General features: G+C 63.5%; 21 protein-coding genes and 1 pseudogene. 16 read left to right on the forward strand and 6 right to left on the reverse strand.

The window, feature by feature from the left end; all coding sequences use genetic code 11:
• Positions 1–75 precede the first annotated feature (75 nt).
• On the reverse strand, positions 76–1,122 hold the full coding sequence (gene ygfZ, locus BMW76_RS02505) for a CAF17-like 4Fe-4S cluster assembly/insertion protein YgfZ (protein WP_090862308.1): 1,047 nt from the start codon (positions 1,120–1,122) through the stop codon (positions 76–78).
• 78 nt (positions 1,123–1,200) lie between these two features.
• Here ygfZ and mltG point away from each other — a divergent pair, with 78 nt between their 5' ends.
• The 10 genes and pseudogenes from mltG to BMW76_RS02555 all read left to right on the forward strand — a co-directional run bounded on the left by mltG (position 1,201) and on the right by BMW76_RS02555 (position 10,216).
• Entirely contained in the window at positions 1,201–2,211 is a 1,011-nt protein-coding gene (gene mltG / locus BMW76_RS02510; protein WP_090862567.1) for an endolytic transglycosylase MltG, read from the forward strand.
• Positions 2,211–2,831, forward strand: coding sequence for a dTMP kinase (gene tmk / locus BMW76_RS02515; protein ID WP_090862311.1), 621 nt, complete (start codon positions 2,211–2,213; stop codon positions 2,829–2,831). The genes mltG and tmk overlap by 1 nt, the downstream gene beginning before the upstream one ends.
• A gap of 89 nt (positions 2,832–2,920) precedes the next feature.
• A complete protein-coding gene (locus BMW76_RS02520) occupies positions 2,921–3,970 on the forward strand; it encodes a DNA polymerase III subunit delta' (RefSeq protein ID WP_090862314.1) in 1,050 nt (349 codons plus the stop codon).
• A 69-nt stretch (positions 3,971–4,039) separates the two neighbouring features.
• Positions 4,040–4,546: a GNAT family N-acetyltransferase gene (locus tag BMW76_RS02525; RefSeq protein WP_090862317.1), complete on the forward strand. Its 507-nt coding sequence runs from the start codon at positions 4,040–4,042 to the stop codon at positions 4,544–4,546.
• A gap of 42 nt (positions 4,547–4,588) precedes the next feature.
• A complete protein-coding gene (locus BMW76_RS02530) occupies positions 4,589–5,380 on the forward strand; it encodes a TatD family hydrolase (protein ID WP_090862320.1) in 792 nt (263 codons plus the stop codon).
• A 51-nt stretch (positions 5,381–5,431) separates the two neighbouring features.
• A complete protein-coding gene (locus BMW76_RS02535) occupies positions 5,432–6,205 on the forward strand; it encodes an ankyrin repeat domain-containing protein (protein WP_090862323.1) in 774 nt (257 codons plus the stop codon).
• 110 nt (positions 6,206–6,315) lie between these two features.
• A complete protein-coding gene (locus BMW76_RS02540) occupies positions 6,316–6,672 on the forward strand; it encodes a Rap1a/Tai family immunity protein (RefSeq protein ID WP_090862326.1) in 357 nt (118 codons plus the stop codon).
• Between the two features lie 369 nt (positions 6,673–7,041).
• Complete coding sequence (gene otsA, locus BMW76_RS02545) at positions 7,042–8,475, forward strand: alpha,alpha-trehalose-phosphate synthase (UDP-forming) (RefSeq protein WP_090862328.1); 1,434 nt, start codon at positions 7,042–7,044, stop codon at positions 8,473–8,475.
• A 76-nt stretch (positions 8,476–8,551) separates the two neighbouring features.
• Positions 8,552–8,722, forward strand: a pseudogene (locus BMW76_RS41615) (AAA family ATPase); the annotation flags it as partial.
• Positions 8,723–9,142: 420 nt separating this feature from the next.
• Positions 9,143–10,216, forward strand: a complete 1,074-nt coding sequence (locus BMW76_RS02555; protein WP_090862335.1) for a glycosyltransferase family 4 protein — start codon at positions 9,143–9,145, stop codon at positions 10,214–10,216.
• Between the two features lie 254 nt (positions 10,217–10,470).
• Here BMW76_RS02555 and BMW76_RS02560 read toward each other — a convergent pair whose 3' ends face one another.
• The 3 genes from BMW76_RS02560 to BMW76_RS02570 form a co-directional block, all read right to left on the reverse strand.
• The gene (locus tag BMW76_RS02560) at positions 10,471–11,058 is read right to left on the reverse strand and encodes a BPSL1445 family SYLF domain-containing lipoprotein (protein ID WP_090862337.1); all 588 of its coding nucleotides are present in this window, start codon (positions 11,056–11,058) and stop codon (positions 10,471–10,473) included.
• Positions 11,059–11,503: 445 nt separating this feature from the next.
• Positions 11,504–11,950 carry a hypothetical protein gene (locus tag BMW76_RS02565; RefSeq protein WP_090862340.1) on the reverse strand — a complete coding sequence of 149 codons (447 nt, stop codon included), beginning with the start codon at positions 11,948–11,950 and terminating at the stop codon, positions 11,504–11,506.
• 344 nt (positions 11,951–12,294) lie between these two features.
• Complete coding sequence (locus BMW76_RS02570) at positions 12,295–12,588, reverse strand: PsiF family protein (protein ID WP_090862345.1); 294 nt, start codon at positions 12,586–12,588, stop codon at positions 12,295–12,297.
• Positions 12,589–12,833: 245 nt separating this feature from the next.
• On the opposite strand from BMW76_RS02570, the gene BMW76_RS02575 reads away from it, so the two are divergent.
• Positions 12,834–13,130 (forward strand): YciI-like protein, encoded by a 297-nt coding sequence (locus BMW76_RS02575; RefSeq protein WP_090862347.1) that lies wholly within the window; start codon positions 12,834–12,836, stop codon positions 13,128–13,130.
• A 592-nt stretch (positions 13,131–13,722) separates the two neighbouring features.
• A complete protein-coding gene (locus tag BMW76_RS42410) occupies positions 13,723–15,015 on the forward strand; it encodes a transposase (RefSeq protein WP_090862350.1) in 1,293 nt (430 codons plus the stop codon).
• Positions 15,016–15,175: 160 nt separating this feature from the next.
• Here the strand turns inward: BMW76_RS42410 and BMW76_RS02585 are convergent, their stop codons facing one another.
• Positions 15,176–16,708: a mannose-1-phosphate guanylyltransferase/mannose-6-phosphate isomerase gene (locus BMW76_RS02585; RefSeq protein WP_090862353.1), complete on the reverse strand. Its 1,533-nt coding sequence runs from the start codon at positions 16,706–16,708 to the stop codon at positions 15,176–15,178.
• Positions 16,709–16,974: 266 nt separating this feature from the next.
• Positions 16,975–17,331 carry a hypothetical protein gene (locus BMW76_RS40135; RefSeq protein ID WP_143062194.1) on the reverse strand — a complete coding sequence of 119 codons (357 nt, stop codon included), beginning with the start codon at positions 17,329–17,331 and terminating at the stop codon, positions 16,975–16,977.
• A 15-nt stretch (positions 17,332–17,346) separates the two neighbouring features.
• On the opposite strand from BMW76_RS40135, the gene BMW76_RS02590 reads away from it, so the two are divergent.
• Genes BMW76_RS02590 through BMW76_RS02605 form a run of 4 tightly spaced genes read left to right on the forward strand, consistent with a single transcriptional unit; the run spans position 17,347 to position 21,862 of the window.
• A complete protein-coding gene (locus tag BMW76_RS02590; RefSeq protein ID WP_090862356.1) occupies positions 17,347–18,744 on the forward strand; it encodes an undecaprenyl-phosphate glucose phosphotransferase in 1,398 nt (465 codons plus the stop codon).
• Between the two features lie 56 nt (positions 18,745–18,800).
• A complete protein-coding gene (locus tag BMW76_RS02595) occupies positions 18,801–20,216 on the forward strand; it encodes a UDP-glucose dehydrogenase family protein (RefSeq protein WP_090862359.1) in 1,416 nt (471 codons plus the stop codon).
• Positions 20,217–20,252: 36 nt separating this feature from the next.
• Positions 20,253–20,696: a low molecular weight protein-tyrosine-phosphatase gene (locus tag BMW76_RS02600; protein ID WP_090862363.1), complete on the forward strand. Its 444-nt coding sequence runs from the start codon at positions 20,253–20,255 to the stop codon at positions 20,694–20,696.
• On the forward strand, positions 20,690–21,862 hold the full coding sequence (locus BMW76_RS02605) for a polysaccharide biosynthesis/export family protein (RefSeq protein WP_090862366.1): 1,173 nt from the start codon (positions 20,690–20,692) through the stop codon (positions 21,860–21,862). The genes BMW76_RS02600 and BMW76_RS02605 overlap by 7 nt, the downstream gene beginning before the upstream one ends.
• The last annotated feature ends 113 nt before the right edge of the window (positions 21,863–21,975 follow it).

Below are 21,975 nucleotides of genomic sequence, written 5' to 3' on the forward strand. Positions count from 1 at the left end.
GCGTGAACACGGCGGGACCATGCCGCGCCCGAACAAAAAGGCGCAGCGCGTTGAGCATGCAGGTATCGCTTTGGCTCAGATTTCCGCCGGGAGCGCGTAAGGCAACGGCAGGAAAGCGAGCGCCGGACCGTCCGCCGAGCCCAGATGCACGGTGCCGTTTTCGAGCGCGGCGAGCTTGATCTCGACGAGCGCATCGACGCCGCCGTCGGGCGCCGCCGCCGTATTGACGAGCATCCCGCACGGCTGGCCGGGATCGTCCGAATGGAAGAGCTCGGCGCCCGGCACGACGTTTTCCGTTTCGCCCGCGACGTTCGCGAGCGCCATGCGCCGCTTGATCGTCCCGCGATACTGGCTGCGCGCGACCACTTCCTGGCCTGGATAGCAGCCCTTGCGGAAATTGACGCCGCCGAGCACGTCGAAGTTGACCATCTGCGGGACGAACTGCTCGGTCACGCGCTGCGTGATGCGCGGTTCGCCGGCACGGATGTCGAGCCAGTCCCACACGGCAGGCGACACGCGCGCGAGTTTCGCTTCGAGCGCGGGCAGGCGCGCTTCGACTTCGGCAATCGGGCCGACCCACACATAGCGCAGGCGTCCCGCCGCATCCGGCACACGCACGAGTGAGCCTGCCGGGCCGTCGACTTTCACGTGCACGCCGTCGGGAATCGCGTCGAACACGCCGGAGAGCGCGGCGCGCACGTCACCGGCGAGGCCGATCGCGAGCGTTTCGTCCGTCGCGTCGGACAGTTTCGCTTTCGCGCGCAGCACGAACATCGACAGGCGCTTTTGCACGGCGGCCTGCACGTCCTTCGATACCAGCATCCGGATCGTCTCGCCGCTGCACCACATGAGCAACGACGCGAGCAGGCGGCCTTTCGCCGAGCAATAGCCGGCAAGGCGCGCGGTGGCCGCGTCGAGATGCTGTGTGTCGTTGGTGAGCTGCGAATGCAGGAAGGAGGCGGCGTCGTCGCCCTTCGTATCGATCACGCCGAACTGCGGAAGCGGCATGAAAGCGCCGCGCGAAAGCACGGCGTCGAACTCGTCGCGCGCGGGTCGCGGGAACGCGGGAAGCGAAACGGAAGCGGGGACAGCGGTGCCGGGAGCTGCGAGCGGTACGTTCATGGATTCGGTGAACAGTCAAATCTGACTTTGGCGGAGGCAAGCAAGTATTATATTGGCTTCACTCCTGCCATGTTTCGCATGACCTTTTTGAAGAAATGTCTCATCGCTTGCGTCGTGCTCGCGATGCTGACCGTCGCCGCGGCCTTCGGCGCGTATCACTGGGCCAACACACCCGTCCAACTCGCCACCCCGCAACTCGACGTCACGATCAAGCCGCATAGCAGCCTGCGCAGCGTCACGGCGCAGCTCAACCGGGGCGGCGTGCCCGTCGAGCCCGAGCTTTTCGTCATCATGACGCGCGTGCTCGGGCTGCAGACGGCGCTCAAATCGGGCAACTACGAGTTCAAGCAGGGCATCACGCCGTACGAAGTGCTGCAGAAAATCGCGCGCGGCGACGTCAACGAGTATGTCGCGACGATCATCGAAGGCTGGACGTTCAGGCACATGCGCTCGGAACTGGATTCGAATCCGGCGTTGAAGCACGACACAGCGACCATGTCCGACGCCGATATCCTGAAGGCAATCGGCGCGCCGGAAACGCCGACGGGCACGGGCGAAGGGCTGTTCTTCCCCGACACCTACCTGTTCGACAAAGACACGAGCGATCTCGACGTCTACCGCCGCGCGTACCGGCTGATGAAGCTGCGCATCGACGACGCATGGGCCGGGCGCGCGCCGGGCCTGCCGTACAAGACGCCGTATGAGGCGCTGACGATGGCGTCGATCGTCGAAAAGGAAACGGGCAAGGCCTCCGATCGGGCGATGGTCGCGGGCGTGTTCGCGAACCGTCTGCGCGCGGGCATGCCGCTGCAGACCGACCCGACCGTCATCTACGGAATGGGCGACAGCTACACGGGCCATCTGCGCAAAAAGGATCTGCAGACGGACACTCCCTACAATACCTACACGCGGATGGGCCTGCCGCCTTCGCCGATCGCGCTGCCGGGCGTCGCGTCGCTGCAGGCCGCGCTCAACCCCGCGCCGACCAGCGCGCTGTATTTCGTCTCGCGCGGCGACGGCAGCAGCATTTTTTCTGACACACTCGGCGATCACAACAAGGCCGTCGACAAATACATTCGAGGGCAATGATGGCGCGGGGCAAATTCATCACGTTCGAGGGCATCGACGGCGCGGGCAAGACCACGCATCTCGGCTGGTTCCGCGACCGGCTGGAGCAGAAGGTTGCGGCAACGGGCCGCGCCGTCGTCATGACGCGCGAGCCGGGCGGCACGAAGCTCGGCGAAACGCTGCGCGACATCCTGCTGCATCAGCCGATGGACCTCGAAACCGAGGCGCTGCTGATGTTCGCCGCGCGCCGCGAACATCTCGCCCAGGTGATCGAGCCGGCGCTGGCGCGCGGCGACTGGGTGCTGTCCGACCGCTTCACCGATGCGACATTCGCGTACCAGGGCGGCGGGCGCGGCCTGCCGCGCGACAAGCTGGAGACGCTCGAACGCTGGGTGCAGGGCGGCTTTCAGCCGGACCTGACGGTACTGTTCGACGTGCCGCCCGATACGGCCAGCGAACGCCGCAGCGCGGCGCGCGCGCCGGATCGCTTCGAGAGCGAATCGCACGCGTTCTTTACCCGCACCCGCGCCGAATATCTGCGCCGCGCCGAGGAAGCGCCTTATCGATTCGCTATCATCAACTCGACGCGCAGCATCTCCGATATTCAGAAACAACTTGAGAAGTTGATTGCACCGTTATGATTTAAAAGCATTATAAGCGTACGTATGGCCTGCAGAGATGTTGGGTCAACACGTGAGAAAATCTCTTCAACCCATTGAATCAAAAGACAATGATTTATCCGTGGCAAACCGACGACTGGAACCGCCTGCAGCAGCTGCGCGCCCACTGGCCGCATGCGTTGCTGCTCCATGGGCAGGCCGGAATCGGCAAGCTGCGCTTTGCCCAGCATCTTGCGCAGGGGCTGCTGTGCGAATCGGCGTTGCCGAACGGCGAGCCGTGCGGCAAGTGCGCGGCGTGCAACTGGTTCAGCCAGGGCAATCATCCGGACTACCGGATCGTGCTACCCGAGGCCCTTGCCGCCGAAGCGGGCTTCGTCAACGCCGCGGGCGATGAAAAAGCGGAGAAAGCCGACAAGGCGGACGCCGACGACGGCGGCAAGAAAACGCGTACGCCGAGCAAAGAGATCAAGATCGAACAGGTGCGGGCGCTGCTGGACTTTTGTGGCGTGGGCTCGCATCGCGGCGGCATGCGCGTCGTCGTGCTGTACCCCGCGGAGGCGCTGAATGTCGCCGCCGCCAATGCGCTGCTCAAGACGCTCGAAGAGCCGCCGGCGGGCGTCGTGTTCCTGATGGTGTCGGCGCGCATCGACAGGCTGCTGCCGACCATCATTAGCCGCTGCCGTCAGTGGCCGATGACGACGCCTTCGCCCGAAGCCGCCACGGCCTGGCTTGCGGCGCAGGGCATCGACGATGCGCTGGGCCTGCTCGCGGAAGTGGGCGGCGCGCCACTGACGGCGCTCGCGCTGGCGAGCGACGAAAGCCGGCCGCTGCGCGACTGGACGCTGAAGCAACTGGCGGCCGGTCCGGACTGCGATGCGTTCGCCTGCGGCGAGACGCTGCAGAAGCTGCCTGTGCCGCTCGTGCTCGGCTGGCTGCAGCGCTGGATGTACGACCTGCTCGCGCAGGCCACGGCGGGCACGCCGCGCTATTTCCCGGCGGCTGCGTCGGCGCTCGCGCGCTGCGCGTCGCTGGCCGATGCGCACGCATTCGCGCGTTTTATGCGGACGGTCACACGGCAGCGAGCCGTCGAAAACCATCCGCTCAACGCGCGGCTCGTGTTCGAGGAACTGTTTCTCGGCTATCGCGACCTGTTCGTGTAGCCCGCACGGAGCGGCGCGCGCCTGCCGTTTCGCCGTGCTTCCTGTCCCATTTCATTGAACGACATCGACATGACCTTTCAGTACCGCGACGCCACGCTCGACGATCTGCCCGAAATCGTCGCCATTTACAACTCGACCGTGCCGTCGCGGCAGGTCACGGCCGATCTCGAGCCCGTCAGCATCGACAGCCGCCGCGCGTGGTTCGATGCGCATGGCCCCGAGAAGCGTCCGCTGTGGGTGGTCGAGGACCAGGGGCGCATCATCGGATGGCTGAGCTTTTCTGATTTCTACGGCCGTCCAGCCTATCAGCGCACGTCCGAGGTCAGCATTTATCTGCACGAAGCGGCGCGCGGCAAGGGCTTGGGCAAGAAACTGCTTGCAGCTTCGCTGGAAGCGGCGCCGAAACTCGGCATCGATACGGTGCTCGGTTTCGTGTTCGGCCACAATGAGCCGAGCGTGCGGCTTTTCCAATCGTTCGGCTTTACCGCGTGGGGCACGCTGCCGCGCGTCGCGGTGCTGGATGGCGTCGAGCGCGATCTCGTCATCCTCGGCAAGCGTCTGGACCGTTCACACTAAGGGCGCTCCGATTCGCCATCGGATTTTTCGCAGGACTTCACCATGTTTGTCGATTCGCATTGCCACATCAACTTCGAGGGGCTCGGCGACCGCCTGCCGCAAGTGCTGGAGAACATGCGCTCGCATGCCGTGACGCATGCGTTGTGCGTATCCGTCGATTTCGAAACGCTGCCGTCCGTACTGGACATCGCGAGCGCGTATGACAACGTGTACGCGTCGGTTGGCGTGCATCCCGATCACGAGGACGCCCGCGAGCCGACCGTCGGCGAGCTGGTCGAGCTGGCGCAGCATCCGAAGGTGGTCGCGATCGGCGAAACGGGGCTCGACTACTACCGGCTCGAAGGCCGCTCGATCGACGACATGGAGTGGCAGCGCGAGCGTTTTCGCGTGCACATCCGCGCCGCGCATCGGACGGGCAAGCCGCTGATCATCCATACACGCTCGTCGTCGGCTGACACGCTGCGGATCATGGCCGAGGAGCGCGCGAGCGAGCCGGGCGGCGTGATGCACTGCTTCACCGAGCCGTGGGCCGTTGCCGAACAGGCGCTCGCGCAGAATTTCTACATTTCGCTGTCGGGCATCGTCACGTTCAAGAATGCGACCGACGTGCAGAATGTCGCGCGCCGCGTGCCGCTCGATCGGTTGCTGATCGAAACCGACTCGCCGTACCTCGCTCCCGTGCCGTATCGCGGCAAGCCGAATGAACCTGCGTACGTGAGCTATGTCGGACGCTTCATCGCGCAGCAACGCGAGATGCCGGACGAAGCGCTCGCCGCTGCAACGACCGAGAACTTCTTCCGCCTGTTCAAGATTCCGGCGCCGGCAGGTGCTTGAGTCGTGAAGTCAGCAATATCAATGGGATAGGAAATTTTCCTAAAGTAAAGCATGAAAAAATACATGATCGAGGGCCATAACGGCGTGCATCTTCGTCCGACCATCGCCCGCGCCACGCGTCTGCGCCGGCGTTTCGCGGCCGTGTCGCTGGCAGCGGGTGTCGCGTTCGCGACGCTCGGCGCGCTGCCTGCACATGCGGCGTCCACCGACACGATGATCAAGGCCGTCAAGTTCGACGACGTGAAGGAAGTGAAGAAGCAGCTCGCGAACGGCATGGACCCGAACATGGCCGACAACCAGGGCATGCCGCTCCTGGTGATCGCCGCGCGCGAGAAGTCCGACAAGGTGGTCGCGGCGCTGATCGACAACCCGAAGACGGACGTCGAAATTCTCGACAAGGCGGGCGAGAACGCGATGATGATGGCCGCGCTGAACGGCGATATCAACATCGTGAAGCTGCTGGTTGCGAAGGACGCCGAGGTCAACAAGAAGGGCTGGGCGCCGCTGCATTACGCGGCCGCGAACGGTCACGACGATATCGTCAAGCTGCTGCTCGATCACGACGCATACATCGACGCGGGTTCGCCGAACGGGACGACACCGCTGATGATGGCCGCGCGCGGCGGTCACGTGTCGACCGTCAAGCTGCTGCTCGACAGCGGCGCGGACCTGAACGTGAAGAACCAGATCGGACTGACGGCGCTCGACTTCGCGAAGCAGTACAAGGAGCCGGACGTCGTCGAGGGGCTGACGGCGCGCATCCAGCAGACGCAGAAACAGGCGCCCGCCGGCGCGCCTGCAACGCCGCAAAACAGTGCAAAATAGCGGCTTCGGCGCGAGTCACCACGCGCCCGAATTGCAGCCATGTCGGTTTGGCGGCAAAGACAGCCGGGCGCCGTCCACGTTGCCGGGCTCATACGAGGAAGGAAAAAAACATGCTGCGGGTTTTGATTTGCGCCGGCGCGCTCGCTGTGCCGTTGACGGCTGCCGCGTTCACGGGGGGCGACCTCAACAAGCTGTGCACGAAGACGGACGTTGCGTCCCGTAGCGCGTGCGCAGCGTACATCGAAGGCGCCGCGGACGGTGTCTTCAACACGATCGATGCCATCGGCGGGACGACGGGCCCGCGCGTCGGCCAGTACTTCTGCTTGCCGCCGGACGCACGCTCACAACAGCTGACGGACGCCGTGCGCAAGTACATCGCCGACAATCCGAACGTCGCCGGCTACAACGCGAGCACGGCCGTCTCGCTCGGGCTCGGCAAGGCGTTCCCCTGCAAGTCGGGTAGCTGACCGGCGGCGGGCATCGCGCCCGCTGCGCCCGTCCACGCCACATTCCGACGCGCGCCGTGTTGCATGCACGGCGCGCGTTTTTGCGCTTGCGGCGCGTGTGCTTTATTGGCGTTTCGCTCTTCATCTACGCTTCGATTGTGAGTGCTTTACTGCGCCGTTTTTCGTTGCTTGCGCGCGCCTCATGCTCTGTTCATCGCTGTTTCCCCCCGTAACGGCGGGCAGCGCCGATGCGGCCGGTCTTTTTGCCTATGCCTTCCGGATGTGCACAAATGTGCAACTGATCCGGTGCAACCGCGGTCGAACCAACACTGAACAACGCGCGCCGGCCACGACGACCGGCCGCCTCAACGAAAGTGGAGGGACAGCAACATGGGCCGACTGATCGTCGTGTCGAATCGCGTGGCAACGCCGACGGAAACCAGGGGCTCGGCGGGCGGGCTGGCCGTCGGCGTATTCGGCGCGCTCAAGGACACGGGCGGGGTCTGGTTCGGATGGAGCGGCGACGTCGTCAGCGAAACGGTCGCCAACGCCGGGCCGACACTCGAAGTGGACGGCCCCGTGACGTTCGCCACCACAGGGCTCACGCGCAAGGACTACGACCAGTACTATCGCGGCTTTTCGAACGCGACACTGTGGCCAGTCTTCCACTACCGCAACGATCTCGCGCGCTACGAGCGCGACGAGTACGCGGGCTACCGGCGCGTCAACGCATGGCTCGCGCACAAGCTGATCAGGCTGCTCCAGCCCGACGACATCATCTGGGTTCACGACTATCACCTGATTCCATTCGCCGAAGCGCTGCGATCCGAGGGTGTGTCGAATCGCATCGGATTCTTCCTGCATATCCCGTTTCCATCGCCGCAGATTCTGCTCAACATCCCGCCGCACGAAGAACTGGTCAAGTCGTTGTGCTGCTACGACCTGTTGGGCTTCCAGACCCAAAACGACGAGCTTGCGTTTCACGACTATCTGTCGAGGCACGCGCGCGGCACCGTATCGGACGATGGGCATGTCGAAGCGTTCGGCCGCAAGCTGCGCACGGGTGTGTACCGGATCGGCGTGCTCCCCGATGAAATCGCCGAGCAGGCGAAGCGGTACGAGAGCCGTCAGCATGTGCTCGACCTGAAGCAGAGCCTCGAAGGGCGCAAGCTGATCATGAGCGTGGACCGGCTCGACTATTCGAAAGGGCTCGTCGAGCGATTTCGCGCGTTCGAGGCGCTGCTGGAGCGCTCGCCCGAGTGGCGCGGCAATGTCTCGCTCGTCCAGATCGCGCCGCCGACGCGCTCCGATGTCACGACATACCAGGACATTCGTCAGCAACTCGAATATGAAGCAGGGCGTATCAACGGAAAATACTCAGGTCTTGACTACACGCCTATCCGTTATCTGAACCAGCAATACGACCGCTGGAAACTGATGTCGCTGTTCCGCGAATCGCAGGTCGGTTTTGTCACGCCGCTGCACGACGGGATGAATCTGGTCGCAAAGGAATACGTGGCCGCGCAGAATCCCGACGATCCGGGCGTGCTGGTGCTCTCGATGTTCGCGGGCGCGGCGGCGGAACTGAAGGGCGCGCTGATCGTGAATCCACACGATTCGATCGGCATGTGCGAAGCGTTGCAGCAGGCGCTGGCGATGCCGCTCGCGGAGCGCCAGCAGCGCCACGAAACGGATATGGAGGCATTGCGCAAGAACGATCTCGGCGTGTGGCGCGACTCGTTCCTGCGCGATCTGCGCAATGTGCCGGCGCCCGCTGAATTTCCTGAGAGCTGGTCGTCGGCGAAACAGGCGAGGGATACATGATGCGTCGCAGGAATTCATTCGCGATCCGGATCAATCTCGACCGTTCCGAAGGAAATGCCCGTCGTTCGGAGCGCGGATGCTGAGCACGCTTGCGATCGCTAATTATCGGTCGCTTCGCGATCTGATCGTTCCGCTTCGGCTGAACATCGTCACGGGACCCATTCGAAGCGGCAAGTCGAGCGTTCGCCGCGTGTTGCGTGTGCTGGCCGCGACGGCGCGCGGCAGTGTCATTGCGTCGCTCGCGCGAGCGATCTGCCCGCACGGGAAGCGGCCTGCGCGATAACGCCGTGCATCGCGAAGGGCTACACGAAATGCGCGTGATGCGCGACGAACCTGGCACCGTAATCGAGTGTTTCCCGACTGTAACAGCGACATGCAATTGAAATACCCCACAGTCTTTAGAGAAACGCCAGGCAATAATCCGTAGATGGAAACGAGAGGTGCCGGGTGAAGAGGCGGCGAAGCGCACCTTCCTCTGCCGAACCAACGGCGCCGCTTAGGGGTTGTCCGGGTTGACCGGCGTTCGACCCGAGCCGGGCGGCGCATCGACGCGTGAGCGTCCATTGAACCGTCGCCCCGTGTTTGATCGGCCGTCTGCGTGCTGGCATACTCGTTCGCCACCGACTCGCCGCAGCGGGCCCGCATCGTTGTCCGCCTGGAGACACACATGAGAATTGCGCAGATCGCCCCTTTGACGGAATCCGTGCCGCCGAAACTGTATGGCGGCACCGAACGGGTCGTGTCGTACATCACCGAGGCGCTCGTCGACCTCGGGCACGATGTGACGCTCTTTGCAAGCGGCGACTCCGTCACGAGCGCGAAGCTCGAAGCGGTGTGGCCGCGCGCGCTGCGGCTCGATCCGGGCATTCGAGACCGCATCGCGCCGCACATGCTGCTGATGGAACTCGTGCGCCGTCAGGCCGAAGATTTCGACGTGCTCCATTTCCACATGGACTACTACTCATTTTCGGTGTTCAAGCGCCAGGACACGCCGTTCGTGACGACGTTGCACGGACGTCTCGATCTGCCGGAGCAGCAGCCGGTGTTCGATACGTTCAACACGGCACCCGTCATCTCGATCTCGAACGCGCAGCGTCATCCGCTGCCGCAGGCGAAATGGCTTTCCACCGTCTATCACGGGCTGCCCGAAAAACTCTACATGCCGCAGCCCGTCGAGCAGAAGTACCTCGCGTTCCTCGGGCGCATTTCGCCTGAAAAACGTGTCGATACGGCCATCCGCATTGCGGGCCGCTGCGGGCTGCCCATCCGCATCGCTGCGAAGGTGGACGCCGCCGACCGCGAGTACTTCGAACGCGACATCAAGCCGCTGCTCGATCTGCCGTATGTCGAATACATCGGCGAGATCGCCGACGATCAAAAGGCCGAATTCCTGTCGGGCGCGCATGCGCTGCTGTTTCCGATCGACTGGCCCGAGCCGTTCGGGCTCGTCATGATCGAGGCGATGGCGTGCGGCACGCCCGTCATCGCGTTCAATCGCGGCGCGGTGCCCGAAGTCGTCGACGACGGCATTTCAGGCTTCATTGTCGAAGACGAAATCGGCGCGGTGGCCGCGATCAATCGTCTGCACAAGCTGCCGCGCGCGCTCGTGCGCAAGCGCTTCGAAGAACGCTTCACGTCGCACCGGATGGCGCGGCAGTACATCGAGGCGTATCAATCCGTGATCCGCGCGCAGAAGCGCTCTCGCTTCAAGGTGATCGACGCGTCGTCGAGCACCACCTGACGCGTGTCCGCACAGTCCACGTCGGCAGACGCAAAGGATCGCGGACAAAAATCACGCAAAAAGAAAGGGCGATGCAGTAATTAGCTGCATCGCCCTTCGTCCTATTCGCCGCCGGCGATCTGCGACGCCGCACGGTTGATGACAGCCTGCCGGAACACCGGCTGCCTTGCGGATTTGCGTCCGCGTCCCGTCGTCGTGCGCGAGAGCGGCCCGGCCTCGATGCACGGAGGAAGACGGGCCGCGGCGTCACATCGTCAGATCTTCAGCCGCGATACCTTCGTGCCGTTCAGCGACACGTCCGCCATCAGGCCGGCATTCGTCAGCACGAAGGCCTGGACGGGGGCGGTGGCCGTCGTCGTGTCGACGGCGCCGTTCGCGCCGATCTTGACGAGCGCGACCGACGCATCCACGCCCGCCGACCAGCCATCCGAATTGCGGAATTTGTCGAGCGCGTCCTGCGTCATGAAGAGGAAGATGATTGCCTTCGACTGCGCGCCCGCCGTCAGGCCGAACGAGCCGGAGACCGTGCTGTAGTACCCGACGGAGTGGCCGCCGACGCGCAGCGCGCCTTCACCATACTGTCCGCCGACGACGAAGCCGACCTGCAGCACGGACGGGAATACGAGTACGCCACGCGCCTTCGAAACAAGCTCGCGCGACCCGCTGACCGAGGTGTACAGGCGCGACATCGTGCCGTCGACGCTGGCGTCGATCGACTGGCGTTTGGACATGTCGGTAGCGGCCGATTCCCCGCTGCTCTTGGTGGTGGTGCAGCCGGCCAGTGCAAGGCTTCCGAAAGCGAGCGCGGCGGTACTCTTCAGAATGAAGTTTCGTCTTTGCATCGTTTTTCTCCATCGTGGTTCCGGGGTGCAGCCTCAGTTCACGCGGGTTGCCTGTTTAGTTATATCACACGCACAAGAAAGCAAAAGTCTTGCGAACACCGCGCAAACCCTTGTGCGACGGGGACTCCGGGGATGGCAGCGAATCGTTGGGTAATTCTGGCCGGTCGGCGGCCGTATACCGCAATCGCGGCCGGGCAGTGTCGAACGATCGCGCGACGTCATACGAATGGCTCGCTTCGCCGCGCTCTCCGTGCCATCCGGCTACCCGGAAAGCAGGGCGTATTTACCGGTTTTTGCAGCGCGAAAAAATGGCTCGAAAGCCAATGGAAAGTGTTGCGGGAATGCCGCATCAGCATCTGTTGCTCCACGCATCCACATGCGGGCCGCATCGCCACAACTTCAGTGGCGAGCGAGCGCGCTCCGAGCACGCGAGCCAGGCAGTGCGCTAGTGATTCGCCGTGCTGTTGTTCACGGGCGGCCGCCGCAGCGCGCGCCGTACGATCCCGATGACGAAGCCGATCGCGAAGATCGTTGCGGCCGGCACGACCCAATAGCCGACGAACGCATGCCACAGGTAGCTCGCGAGCGTGCTCTTGCGGACCTCGTATTCGTTGAGCGCGTCCTGCTGACGCGGCGCGTTGGCCGCGAGCACGTCGGCGGGACAGCCGGCCGCGCGCGCATCGTCGGGCTTGCCGCGGCAGCGCGCGGCGGCGCCGGCGGCGCGTTGCGCGTCGGTGAGCTGCCAGGTCGTGAGCGCGTTGTTCAGGTCGACCCGGTTATAGGCCATCTCCTCCTGAATCTCGCGCACGGCGACGATCGCCACGGGCACCGCCCAGAATACGATCACCACCAGCCAGCGACGCAGCCAGCGATTCTTGTGTCTCCCAACCATCCTTGCCTCCGTGCGATGCGCGAGGGGCATCAACGACAAGCTGGCGGCCCGCGGGACTTGTTTTAGGAGGGGTGGGCCGTCTGTGTGCAGCCATCATAGAAGAAAATGGCCCGCAAAGTGCAGGGCGCGATGCACCGGGCAGCGTTGATAGGTGCGCGGCGTCCCAAGGGCGCAAATCGCGGGCGCGTGACGTGACGCGTGACGCCGGCAATGCGCACGGACCGAGCGCAAAAAGAACACCGGCGCCCACACCAACGGACGCCGCTTTCCGCGCTTTGCTGTTCGATTGCGCTTCGCCCCGCTTAAGGATGACGCCACGAGAACGACAGCGAACCGAACCTTCGTTAGCCCTTGTTGCTCAGACAGGTCTTCATGAACGCCTTGCGATCGTCGCCTTTCTTGTCGCCGGCTTGCGTGTTGCACATCTTCATCTTGTCCTGTTGCGACATCGGCGTCGAAGCAGCCGCCGGCGTGGCCGACAGGCAGCTCTTCATGAACGCCTTGCGATCGTCGCCTTTCTTGTCGCCGGCCTGCTTGTTGCAATCGGCCATCTTCGTTTGCTGGCTGTTCGCGGCGAATGCCGGCGACGCGAGCAAGCCCGTCAGGGCGAGGGCGGTGATAATGGCTTGCATCTTCATGGGACACTCCATCACGGGTTGTGGATGTTGTTGATTCTCGTGAGACGGGCTTCGAGCCGGGCGGGTCGCCGCCTTCGCTGTGATTGGCCGTCACCATTGCTTCGCATGGTGCCTGTCAGAACGAACGGACAGGGCAATCGGTTGACCGGCACACCGTTCGGAATGCACAGGTATTTCCCCAGGACCGCTAGCGCAAATAGTCGGTACCGCTATGCTTGAATCGTAACCATCCAGGAGTTTTCACTATGCACTATCTGTTGATCTACGATGTGTCATCCGATTATCTCGAACGCCGCGCTGAATTTCGTGGCGCGCATCTAAAGCTCGCGTGGGCGGCCGCCGGGCGCGGCGAGTTGCTGTTGGCGGGCGCGCTGGCCGATCCCGTCGATACCGCCGTGCTGCTGTTCGAAGCCGATTCGCCCGAAGTGCCCGAAGCGTTCGCCAAAGCGGACCCGTACGTGCTCAATGGGCTCGTCACGCAATGGCGCGTGCGTCCCTGGACGACCGTCGTCGGCGAACGCGCGTCGACGCCCGTTCGTTGATCGCGCATCCTTCGCTTGCACACTGCGAGTGCATCGCGGAAGACAAAACGACGGCTTGCCGAAGCGGTCAAGAGCGCCTCGCGCAGCGGAAAATATGCGGCTCAAATAGAAAATCCGTCTGCGCGATGTCGTTTTATGCCTGGCTCATTAAGTTGAATCCACCTGCGCCTGTTTTGTTGCGCGCCTTCCACGTTCACACACATTTGTCATCGCGTCGGCGCGAGCATTGATACGGTGTCGCGCGCCGTTCATGCATTGCGCGACACGTCATCGCCGACGTCGTTTCCGTGACAGTGGAGCCTTAAAGGACAGAGCAAAAAGGACAAGTTTGTTTCTATCCGTAACACTTGCATTCAGTCATATTCAGACAAACCTTGGCGATGGTATGCTTCGTGCACCAATTCTCCCATGCACGAGTGAGACCACGTTTTGTGCGTCGTACGGGTGAAACAGCGCACTATCGATGTGCGGTTTCCTAATACCGGCGCAAGAACGTATAAGCATATTTGTGCAACCGGGGCACGACACGAACCGTCCGATGAAGTTCGTGAATGTCCAAGCCGCGGCCAGGCCAGGCTGCGTGGAGAACTCAATGTTTTTCGATGAGCTAAGCAATGACGAATGGGCTCAACTGGCAGCGCTCGTTTCCGACGAGCCAGCCGTCCGTCTGAACCGACGCGGACGGCCCCGCGCCGAACCGCGCATCGTGACAAACGCCGTCCTGTGGATCCTGACCACTGGCGAACCCTGGTCAAAGCTTCCCGGTCGCTATCCGTCAGGCCCTACGTGCCGGCGACGATTCGAAGAATGGCTGGCCAACGGCACGCTGGCCGAGATGATCCGCCGCCTCACGCGAAACGGGCGCGCGTTCGCCTACATTCCCGAGCCCACGCCGCCTGCTCCGCCCAAGCCCGCACCCGTACCCATACACGTTGCGGAAGCGCCGAAGCCGCGCGACGAGCTTGCGCGCGGCGTCTACTGGAAGAGCCCCGAGACGTGGAAACCGGCTGCCGACGAGCCGGGCGCCACGAACGGCTCGTCGTTCGGCTGGCACGCGCTCGCGCCGATGGCCGACATCACGCGTCAGCTCGCGGGCTCGGCGGCCGTCGAGACGGGTTTCATCGATTCGCGCGCGCACACGATCGGTCCTGTGCCTTCGGACGATGCGTTGACTAAACCGCAGGTCCTCGGCGCACCGACGAGGGCGCCTCTGACGCTCGATACGGCCCGCATGCAGCCGGATGCACCCGCACCCGCAACTCACGGGCACGAAGGACAAGGCTACGAAGCCCGCGACGACAGCGCGCCGACGACCAGCGTCCATCACGCGCCACTATGGATCGGCCACACGGAACCGCGCGGCCTGCAGTTCGCCGACCGCCACGGGTACGTGGTCTATGTCGCGGCGGAGCGCGTGCCCAACGAGATGTTCCGCGCGTGGGCCGAGATCATGAAGGATGGTAAGCGCGTCGAGCGTTCGGGACTGATCGGTCCGCGTTTCGCCGATGCCGATGCCGCGCATCGTTTCGCGCTCGACTGGGCGCGTCAGTGGATCGATCGCGAATGCCGTGTCCACGAAGCGGCGGAAGAGCAAGCGAAACAGAAGGCGAGTGTGATTGCGCCGCTGAGCGTCACGGCCGACGTCAGGCCGGTGGCGCGCGCGATCCCCGAACTCACGCCGACGCCCGCGCTGATAACGTCGAATGCAGCCGCGCCTGGCGCATCGCCGGTTGCGTCGTCCGTTGCGTCGTCGGGCAATCCGCATCTGCCGCAGCCGCTGAATCCGCGTGTGATGCCGTTGCGCCGCTATCCGTCCACGGATACGACGAAGGACACCGCTGTCGAGCGTTATCCGTCGAATCCGAAATTGATCACGCACGTCTGAAATTGCGGCGCCCGTGCGCAAACGTTTGCCAAAGCGAAGAAACGGGTGGCTTCTGCATCCGCGCGGGCCGCTCGCGCGCGGATTCATCTTCGATATTGCGCGTGGGTCTCGTCGAACCAGGTCACGCAACATACATGGCGGGTACCGCACGCCATCCGTACTATGTTCGACGTCCGTAGCTATCGTCGAAGCGCACGATATCGTCTTCGCCGAGATACGAGCCTGACTGCACCTCGATGATTTCGAGCGGCATCTTGCCCGGATTTTCGAGTCGGTGCGTGATGCCGAGCGGGATATACGCCGACTCGTTTTCAGACACGATGAAGCGTTCGTCGCCGCGCGTGACGAGCGCCGTGCCGCGCACGACGATCCAGTGCTCGGCGCGATGATGATGCATCTGCAACGACAACTGCGCGCCCGGCTTCACGACGATGCGCTTGACCTGAAAGCGCTCGCCCACGTCGACGGAATCGTAGTGGCCCCACGGGCGGTGCACCTTGCGATGGATCACGGCCTCCCGTCGGTGTGCTTCGCGGATACGGCCGACCACTTTCTTCACTTCCTGCACGCGGCGCTTGTCGGCGACGAGAATCGCATCGTCCGTTTCCACGACGACGAGATCCTGCGTGCCGACGCACGCGATCAGGCGGCCTTCCGAGTGCGCGAACGTCGACGCCGCGCCTTCGAACATCACGTTGCCGCGGCCGACGTTGTCGTCGCTGTCCTTCGGCAGGATGTCCCAGATCGCGTCCCACGAGCCGACGTCAGACCAGCCGGCATCGAGCGGCACCACGACGCCCGAGCACACCGACGTGTCGCCGCTCAACTGCTCCATCACCGCGTAGTCGATCGAATTGGACGGACACGCGCCGAACGCATCGCGCTGCACGCGGAAGAAGTCGCCGTCGGCCGCGCCCTGTTTGTGCGCGGCTTCGCAGGCGTCATGAATCGCGGGCTGGAAGTGGCGCACGGCCTTGAGCCACGTCGACGCGCGCAGGATGAAGATGCCGCTGTTCCACCAGTACTCCTTCGACTCGACGTAGTGCTGCGCGAGTTCGAGATGCGGCTTTTCGACGAAGCGGTCGAGCTGATGCGCGTCGATGGCGCCGTTGTCTTCGTTGCCGATCGCGGGCAACGATGCGCCGATGTGGATATAGCCGTAGCCCGTTTCCGCGCGCGCCGGCACGATGCCCATCGTCACGACAGGGCCGTTCGCCGCGTGCCGCACGCCGGCCGCAACAGCCGCCCGAAAGCCGTCGAGATCGGCGACGGCATGATCCGCGGGCATCACGACCATGATGCCGTCCTCGTCTTGCGCGAGCACCGTCAGCGCCGCAAGAGTCAGTGCGGGCGCGGTGTCGCGCGCGCACGGTTCGAGAATGAGGCGACTCGCCTTGCCGCTCACGCGCAACTGCTCGGCTGTCGTGAAGCGGTGCTCTTCGTTGCAGACGACAACCATCTGTTCCGCGACAGGATAGCCGGCGTCGAGTCCTTCGAGCCGGCGCGTGGTCGATTGCAGCAGTGAGTCTTCGCCGAGCAGGCCGATCAGCTGCTTCGGATGCTGTTCGCGCGACATCGGCCACAGACGCGTACCCGAGCCGCCGGCCAGGATGACGGGATGAATCTTGAGCTTCACATTGAGCCGGTTTTGATTCGCCTGTCGATTGTCGACGGCCGACGCCGTAGCAGTCATGGTGATAACTCCTCGAAGCGGGGGAAATGGCCTCGTTTTATCACGTCGTAAAAACGCAATAATTCAATATTGGATTTCTTTTGCTGATCGGAATTGAAAATGTTGAATGCGCGCTAAATTTCAGATTCGCGAATATTCAAAAATCAAAAAACAAATACGGTCGAAATCGGCGTGACATGAATCACGCCGACGAAAATAAAAGGGAGTGGCGCGGCATGGCTTTATAACCAACGTGCATAGCCGGGAGAAATCAAGCAGAAAAAGAGTCAAAAAACCGCCAGAAATATGCGATTCCGCACGCTCCGGCAAGAGTTACCGAACAAAAATAGAAAAAATAATGTAATCCCTGCTGATACATTTCGAGATTTTTTGCCGTCTTGCGGCGCGAATTTTAATGCCGCTTTATCTAGGCTTGAACGAGGGTATTCACTCATCGCCGCAATCGCTTTCCAATCGCTTTCCAATAGAGATTGCAATGCCGATTGCGATTCACCATAAAAGAGGCGCGGCAATGCAGCGATACGCGTCGCGTCGGTAAATACCCATGACCTATCGGCCAATAGCCGCGCGGCAAACGTCGCGCGTGATCGGCGGCGGAACCGTGGACAGATGTTGACAGACAAGGCGAGGTGCGGCAGATGCTGAGCGTTCTATCGAGAATCATCGACATCGGCATGGTGGCGCTCGGTGCGCTCATCGCGTCCGCCGTGCACAGCGGACGCTTCGTGTGGCTCGACGACATGCAAAGCGTGTCGCTCGCGTTCGACTGCCTGCTCGTGATCCTGTTCTTTCCCGCGCTCGGCATCTATCAGTCGTGGCGCGGCAAGCCGATTTACGACCTGTTGTGGCGCGTGTCGATGGGCTGGCTGATGGTCGAGGTGACGGGCATCCTGATGGGCTTCAGCCTGCACCGCTCGGACATGCTGTCACGCCTGTGGCTCGCCTACTGGGCGATCGCGACAGTCGTGCTGCTGGTCGTGTCGAAAGCGGCCGTGCATGCCGTGCTGCGCGGCTTGCGTCGCGAGGGCTACAACCAGAAGAAGGTGGCCATCGTCGGCGGCGCGCCGTATGGCAAGTTCCTGATCGAGCAGATGCGCAGCCGTCCGGAGGCGGGCTTCAGCCCCGTCGTCGTGTATGACGAAGACGATAGCCGCAGCCACTACGAGGACACCGACGGGCCGCAAACGATCGCAGGCGTGCCCGTCAGGCGCGACTACGCGGCGATGATCGACGAGATGCGCCGCCGCTCGGTGCGCGAGTTGTGGATGGCGCTGCCGATGTCGAAAGAGAAGCTCATCCATCGCTTCGTGATGGAATTCCGCAACGACTTCGTGAACATCCGCTTCATCCCCGATGTGCGCAGCCTCACGCTCTTCAGTCAGCCGATGGTCGATCTGCTCGGCGTGCCCGCGATCAACCTCGCCGCATCGCCGATCACCGATCTGCGCGTGCTGCCCAAGCGCGTGTTCGACCGCCTGTTCGCGCTTGCCGCGTTGACGGCACTCGCGCCGCTGATGCTCGCAATCGCGGCGGCCGTCAAGCTGTCGTCGCCGGGCCCCGTGTTCTTCCGTCAGCGGCGCAAGGGCATCGACGGACGCGAGTTCGAAATCTTCAAGTTCCGCTCGATGAAGCTGCACAAGGAGGAGGCGGGCAGGCTAACGCAGGCCACGCGCCGCGATCCGCGCATCACGCCCGTCGGCGCGTTCCTGCGCCGCACGAGCCTCGACGAGCTGCCGCAGTTCATCAACGTGCTGCGCGGCGAGATGTCCGTGGTCGGTCCGCGTCCGCATGCGCTCGAACATGACGACATCTACAAGGACCTGGTGAAGGGCTACATGCACCGCTACCGGATCAAGCCGGGCATCACCGGCTGGGCGCAGATCAACGGCTATCGCGGCGAAACCGACCGCATCGAAAAGATGATGGGCCGGGTGAAGCTCGATCTCTACTACATGCAGCACTGGAGCTTCTGGCTCGACATCAAGATCGTCGGCCTCACGCTATGGAAGGGCTTCGCGGGCAGCAACGCGTACTAGGCCCAACGCCGCGCGTTCTTCATTCACTGAACCATTCAATCTCCGAGGTGTGATTCATGAACCTGACGATCGTTGGAACGGGATACGTAGGCCTCGTGACGGGCGCCTGTCTTGCCGACATCGGGCACGACGTGCTTTGCCTCGATGTCGATCAGCGCAAGATCGACGTGCTGAACGACGGCGGCGTGCCGATCCATGAGCCTGGCCTGCTGGAGATCATCGCGCGCAACCGCAAGGCGCGGCGTCTGAAGTTTTCGACGGACATCGAAGCGGCCGTCGCGCATGGCGACATCCAATTCATCGCGGTCGGCACGCCGCCCGACGAGGACGGTTCCGCCGATCTGCAATACGTGCTCGCGGCCGCGCGCAATATCGGCCGCCACATGAAGGGCTTCAAGGTGATCGTCGACAAGTCGACGGTGCCCGTCGGCACGGCACGCCGCGTCGCGCAGGCCGTGCAGGAAGAGCTGGATCAGCGTGGCGTGAAGCAGATGTTCTCTGTCGTGTCGAACCCCGAGTTCCTGAAGGAAGGCGCCGCCGTCGACGACTTCACGCGCCCCGATCGCATCATCCTCGGCTGCGACGACGACGTGCCCGGCGAAAAGGCGCGCGAACTGATGAAGCGCCTCTACGCGCCGTTCAACCGCAACCACGAGCGCACGCTCTACATGGACGTGCGTTCCGCCGAGTTCACGAAGTATGCGGCCAACGCGATGCTCGCGACGCGCATCTCGTTCATGAACGACCTCGCGAATCTCGCGGATCGCGTGGGCGCCGACATCGAAGCCGTGCGCCGCGGCATGGGCTCCGATCCGCGCATCGGCTACGACTTTCTGTATGCGGGCTGCGGCTATGGCGGCTCGTGCTTTCCGAAGGACGTGCAGGCGCTGATCCGCACGGGCAGCGAAATGGGCCACACGCTGCGCATTCTCGAAGCGGTGGAAGCCGTCAACGAAACGCAGAAGAAGATCCTCGCGCAGAAGATCGTCGCGCGCATGGGCGAGGATCTGTCGGACCGCACGTTCGCCGTCTGGGGGCTCGCGTTCAAGCCGAACACCGACGACATGCGCGAAGCGCCGAGCCGTCCGCTCATCGCGGAACTGCTTGCTCGCGGCGCGAAGGTCGTTGCGTGGGACCCCGTCGCGATCGACGAAGCGAAGCGTGTATTCGCACTCGATCTGCACGGCAAGCCGCAGCATCTCGCGCGGCTCGCGTTCGCGCACGAAGAGATGCAGGCAGCGCAGCAAGCCGATGCGCTCGTGATCCTCACCGAATGGAAGGTGTTCAAGAGCCCGGACTTCGACAGCCTCAAGGCGCTATTGAAAGCGCCGCTGATCTTCGACGGCCGCAATCTGTACGAACCGGAAACGCTGCGCGAACTGGGCATCGAGTATCACGCGATCGGACGTCAGCGTGCGCAGCCTGAGCCCGCTGCGCCTGGTCTCGTTTCGCTCGCGGCCACCGCGCTGTGATCGGCCAACGTCGTCGACTTTCCTGAGAGGCCGCTCATGTTCGCGAACGTCCTGATCGTCTGTCATGCCAACGTGTGCCGCTCGCCCGCCGCCGAGCGGCTCTTCAGGTCGCGTCAGCACGAGCGCGGCGCGCTGTCCATCGCGTTTCGCTCGGCGGGCTTGCGCGCGATCGACGGACTCGGCATGGACCCCGTGATGCGGCGTCTGCTTGAAGAACGCGGCGTCGAGAGCGGCATGCATCGCGCTCGGCGGCTCGACGGGCGCATCGTGCGCGAAGCCGATCTCATTCTCGTCACCGAACAGCGGCAAGTGAAGGACGTGGAAGCGCTCGAGCCCACTTCGCGCGGCAAGGTCTATCCGCTCGGCAAGTGGGAGAACACCGATGTCGTCGATCCGTACGGTCTCGACGAAGGCGTCTATCGCGAGAGCCTCGCGCACATCGAACATCTCGTCATCGGATGGCTGAAAAAAATATGCTGAAGCGAAACATCACGGCATCTATTCTGCTGACGACTTTTCTGTCGGCTTGCGCGACGGCGCCGGGCAACTACCTCGACACGTCGCGTCTGAGGGACGAGCCGCAGAGCGCGCCGAAAGAGACGTATCCCGTCAGGCTGATCGACTCGGACCTGATCGTGCAGCAGGCCCAGGCGAAAACGGCGGCACAGGTGCTGCCGCCGCCGGGTCCGTTCGCCGATCCGACGCAGTACGTCTATCGCGTTGCGCCGCAAGACATTCTCGGCATCACCGTGTGGGACCACCCGGAGCTGACGACGCCGAACGGCAGCACGCTGTCCGCGGGCGGCAACACGACGCAGACGCTCGGCGGCGCGCTGCAGCAGCCGTACACGCAGGCGCTGCCGGGCCAGGCCGATCCATACGGCCAGACGGTCGCGCCCGACGGCACGATCTATTTCCCGTTCGTCGGCCGCATTCGTGCGAGCGGCAAAACCACGGCGCAGATCCGCGAAGAGCTGGCCACGAAGCTCGTGCCGTATATCCGCAATCCGCAAGTCGATGTGCGCGTGCTGTCGTATCGCAGCCAGAAGGTGCAGGTGACAGGCGACGTGAAGTCGCCGGGTCCGCTCGCGATGTCCGATGTGCCGCTCACGCTGGTCGACGCGATCACGCGTTCGGGCGGCTCGACGGCCGACGCCGATCTGCAGCGCGTGCGCCTCACGCGCAAGAACCGGCTTTATGTGCTCGATGCGAACGGCCTGCTCGATCGCGGCGACACGACACAGAACGTGATGCTCGAAGCGGGGGACATCGTGAACGTGCCGGACCGAACCGACAGCCGCATCTTCGTGATGGGCGAAGTGAAGACGCCGATGCCCGTCACGATGATCAAGGGCACGCTGACGATCGCCGATGCACTCACGCAGGCGGGCGGCGTTCTCGATACCGATGCGAACCCGCGCCAGATCTACGTGATGCGCGGCATGAAGGACAAGCCGGCCACGCCCGACGTGTATCGCCTCGACATGACGCAGCCCGACGCGATCATGCTGTCGTCGCAATTCCAGTTGCAGCCGATGGACGTGGTGTACGTGGGCACCGCGGCATCGACGACCTTCAATCGCGTGCTGCAGCAGATCCTGCCGACGGTGCAGACCGTGTTCTATCTGAAGCAGCTGACGCGCTGATATCTGGTCGCAATAGCGACACCTGAAGCAAGCCTGAAGCAACGCCTGAACCGCCGACGGCGTCCCGACGCTTCGCATCCGGAACACGAACGGGTGCAACGCGCCGGATGTCC

This window comes from Paraburkholderia diazotrophica (assembly GCF_900108945.1).
GTDB lineage: Bacteria > Pseudomonadota > Gammaproteobacteria > Burkholderiales > Burkholderiaceae > Paraburkholderia > Paraburkholderia diazotrophica.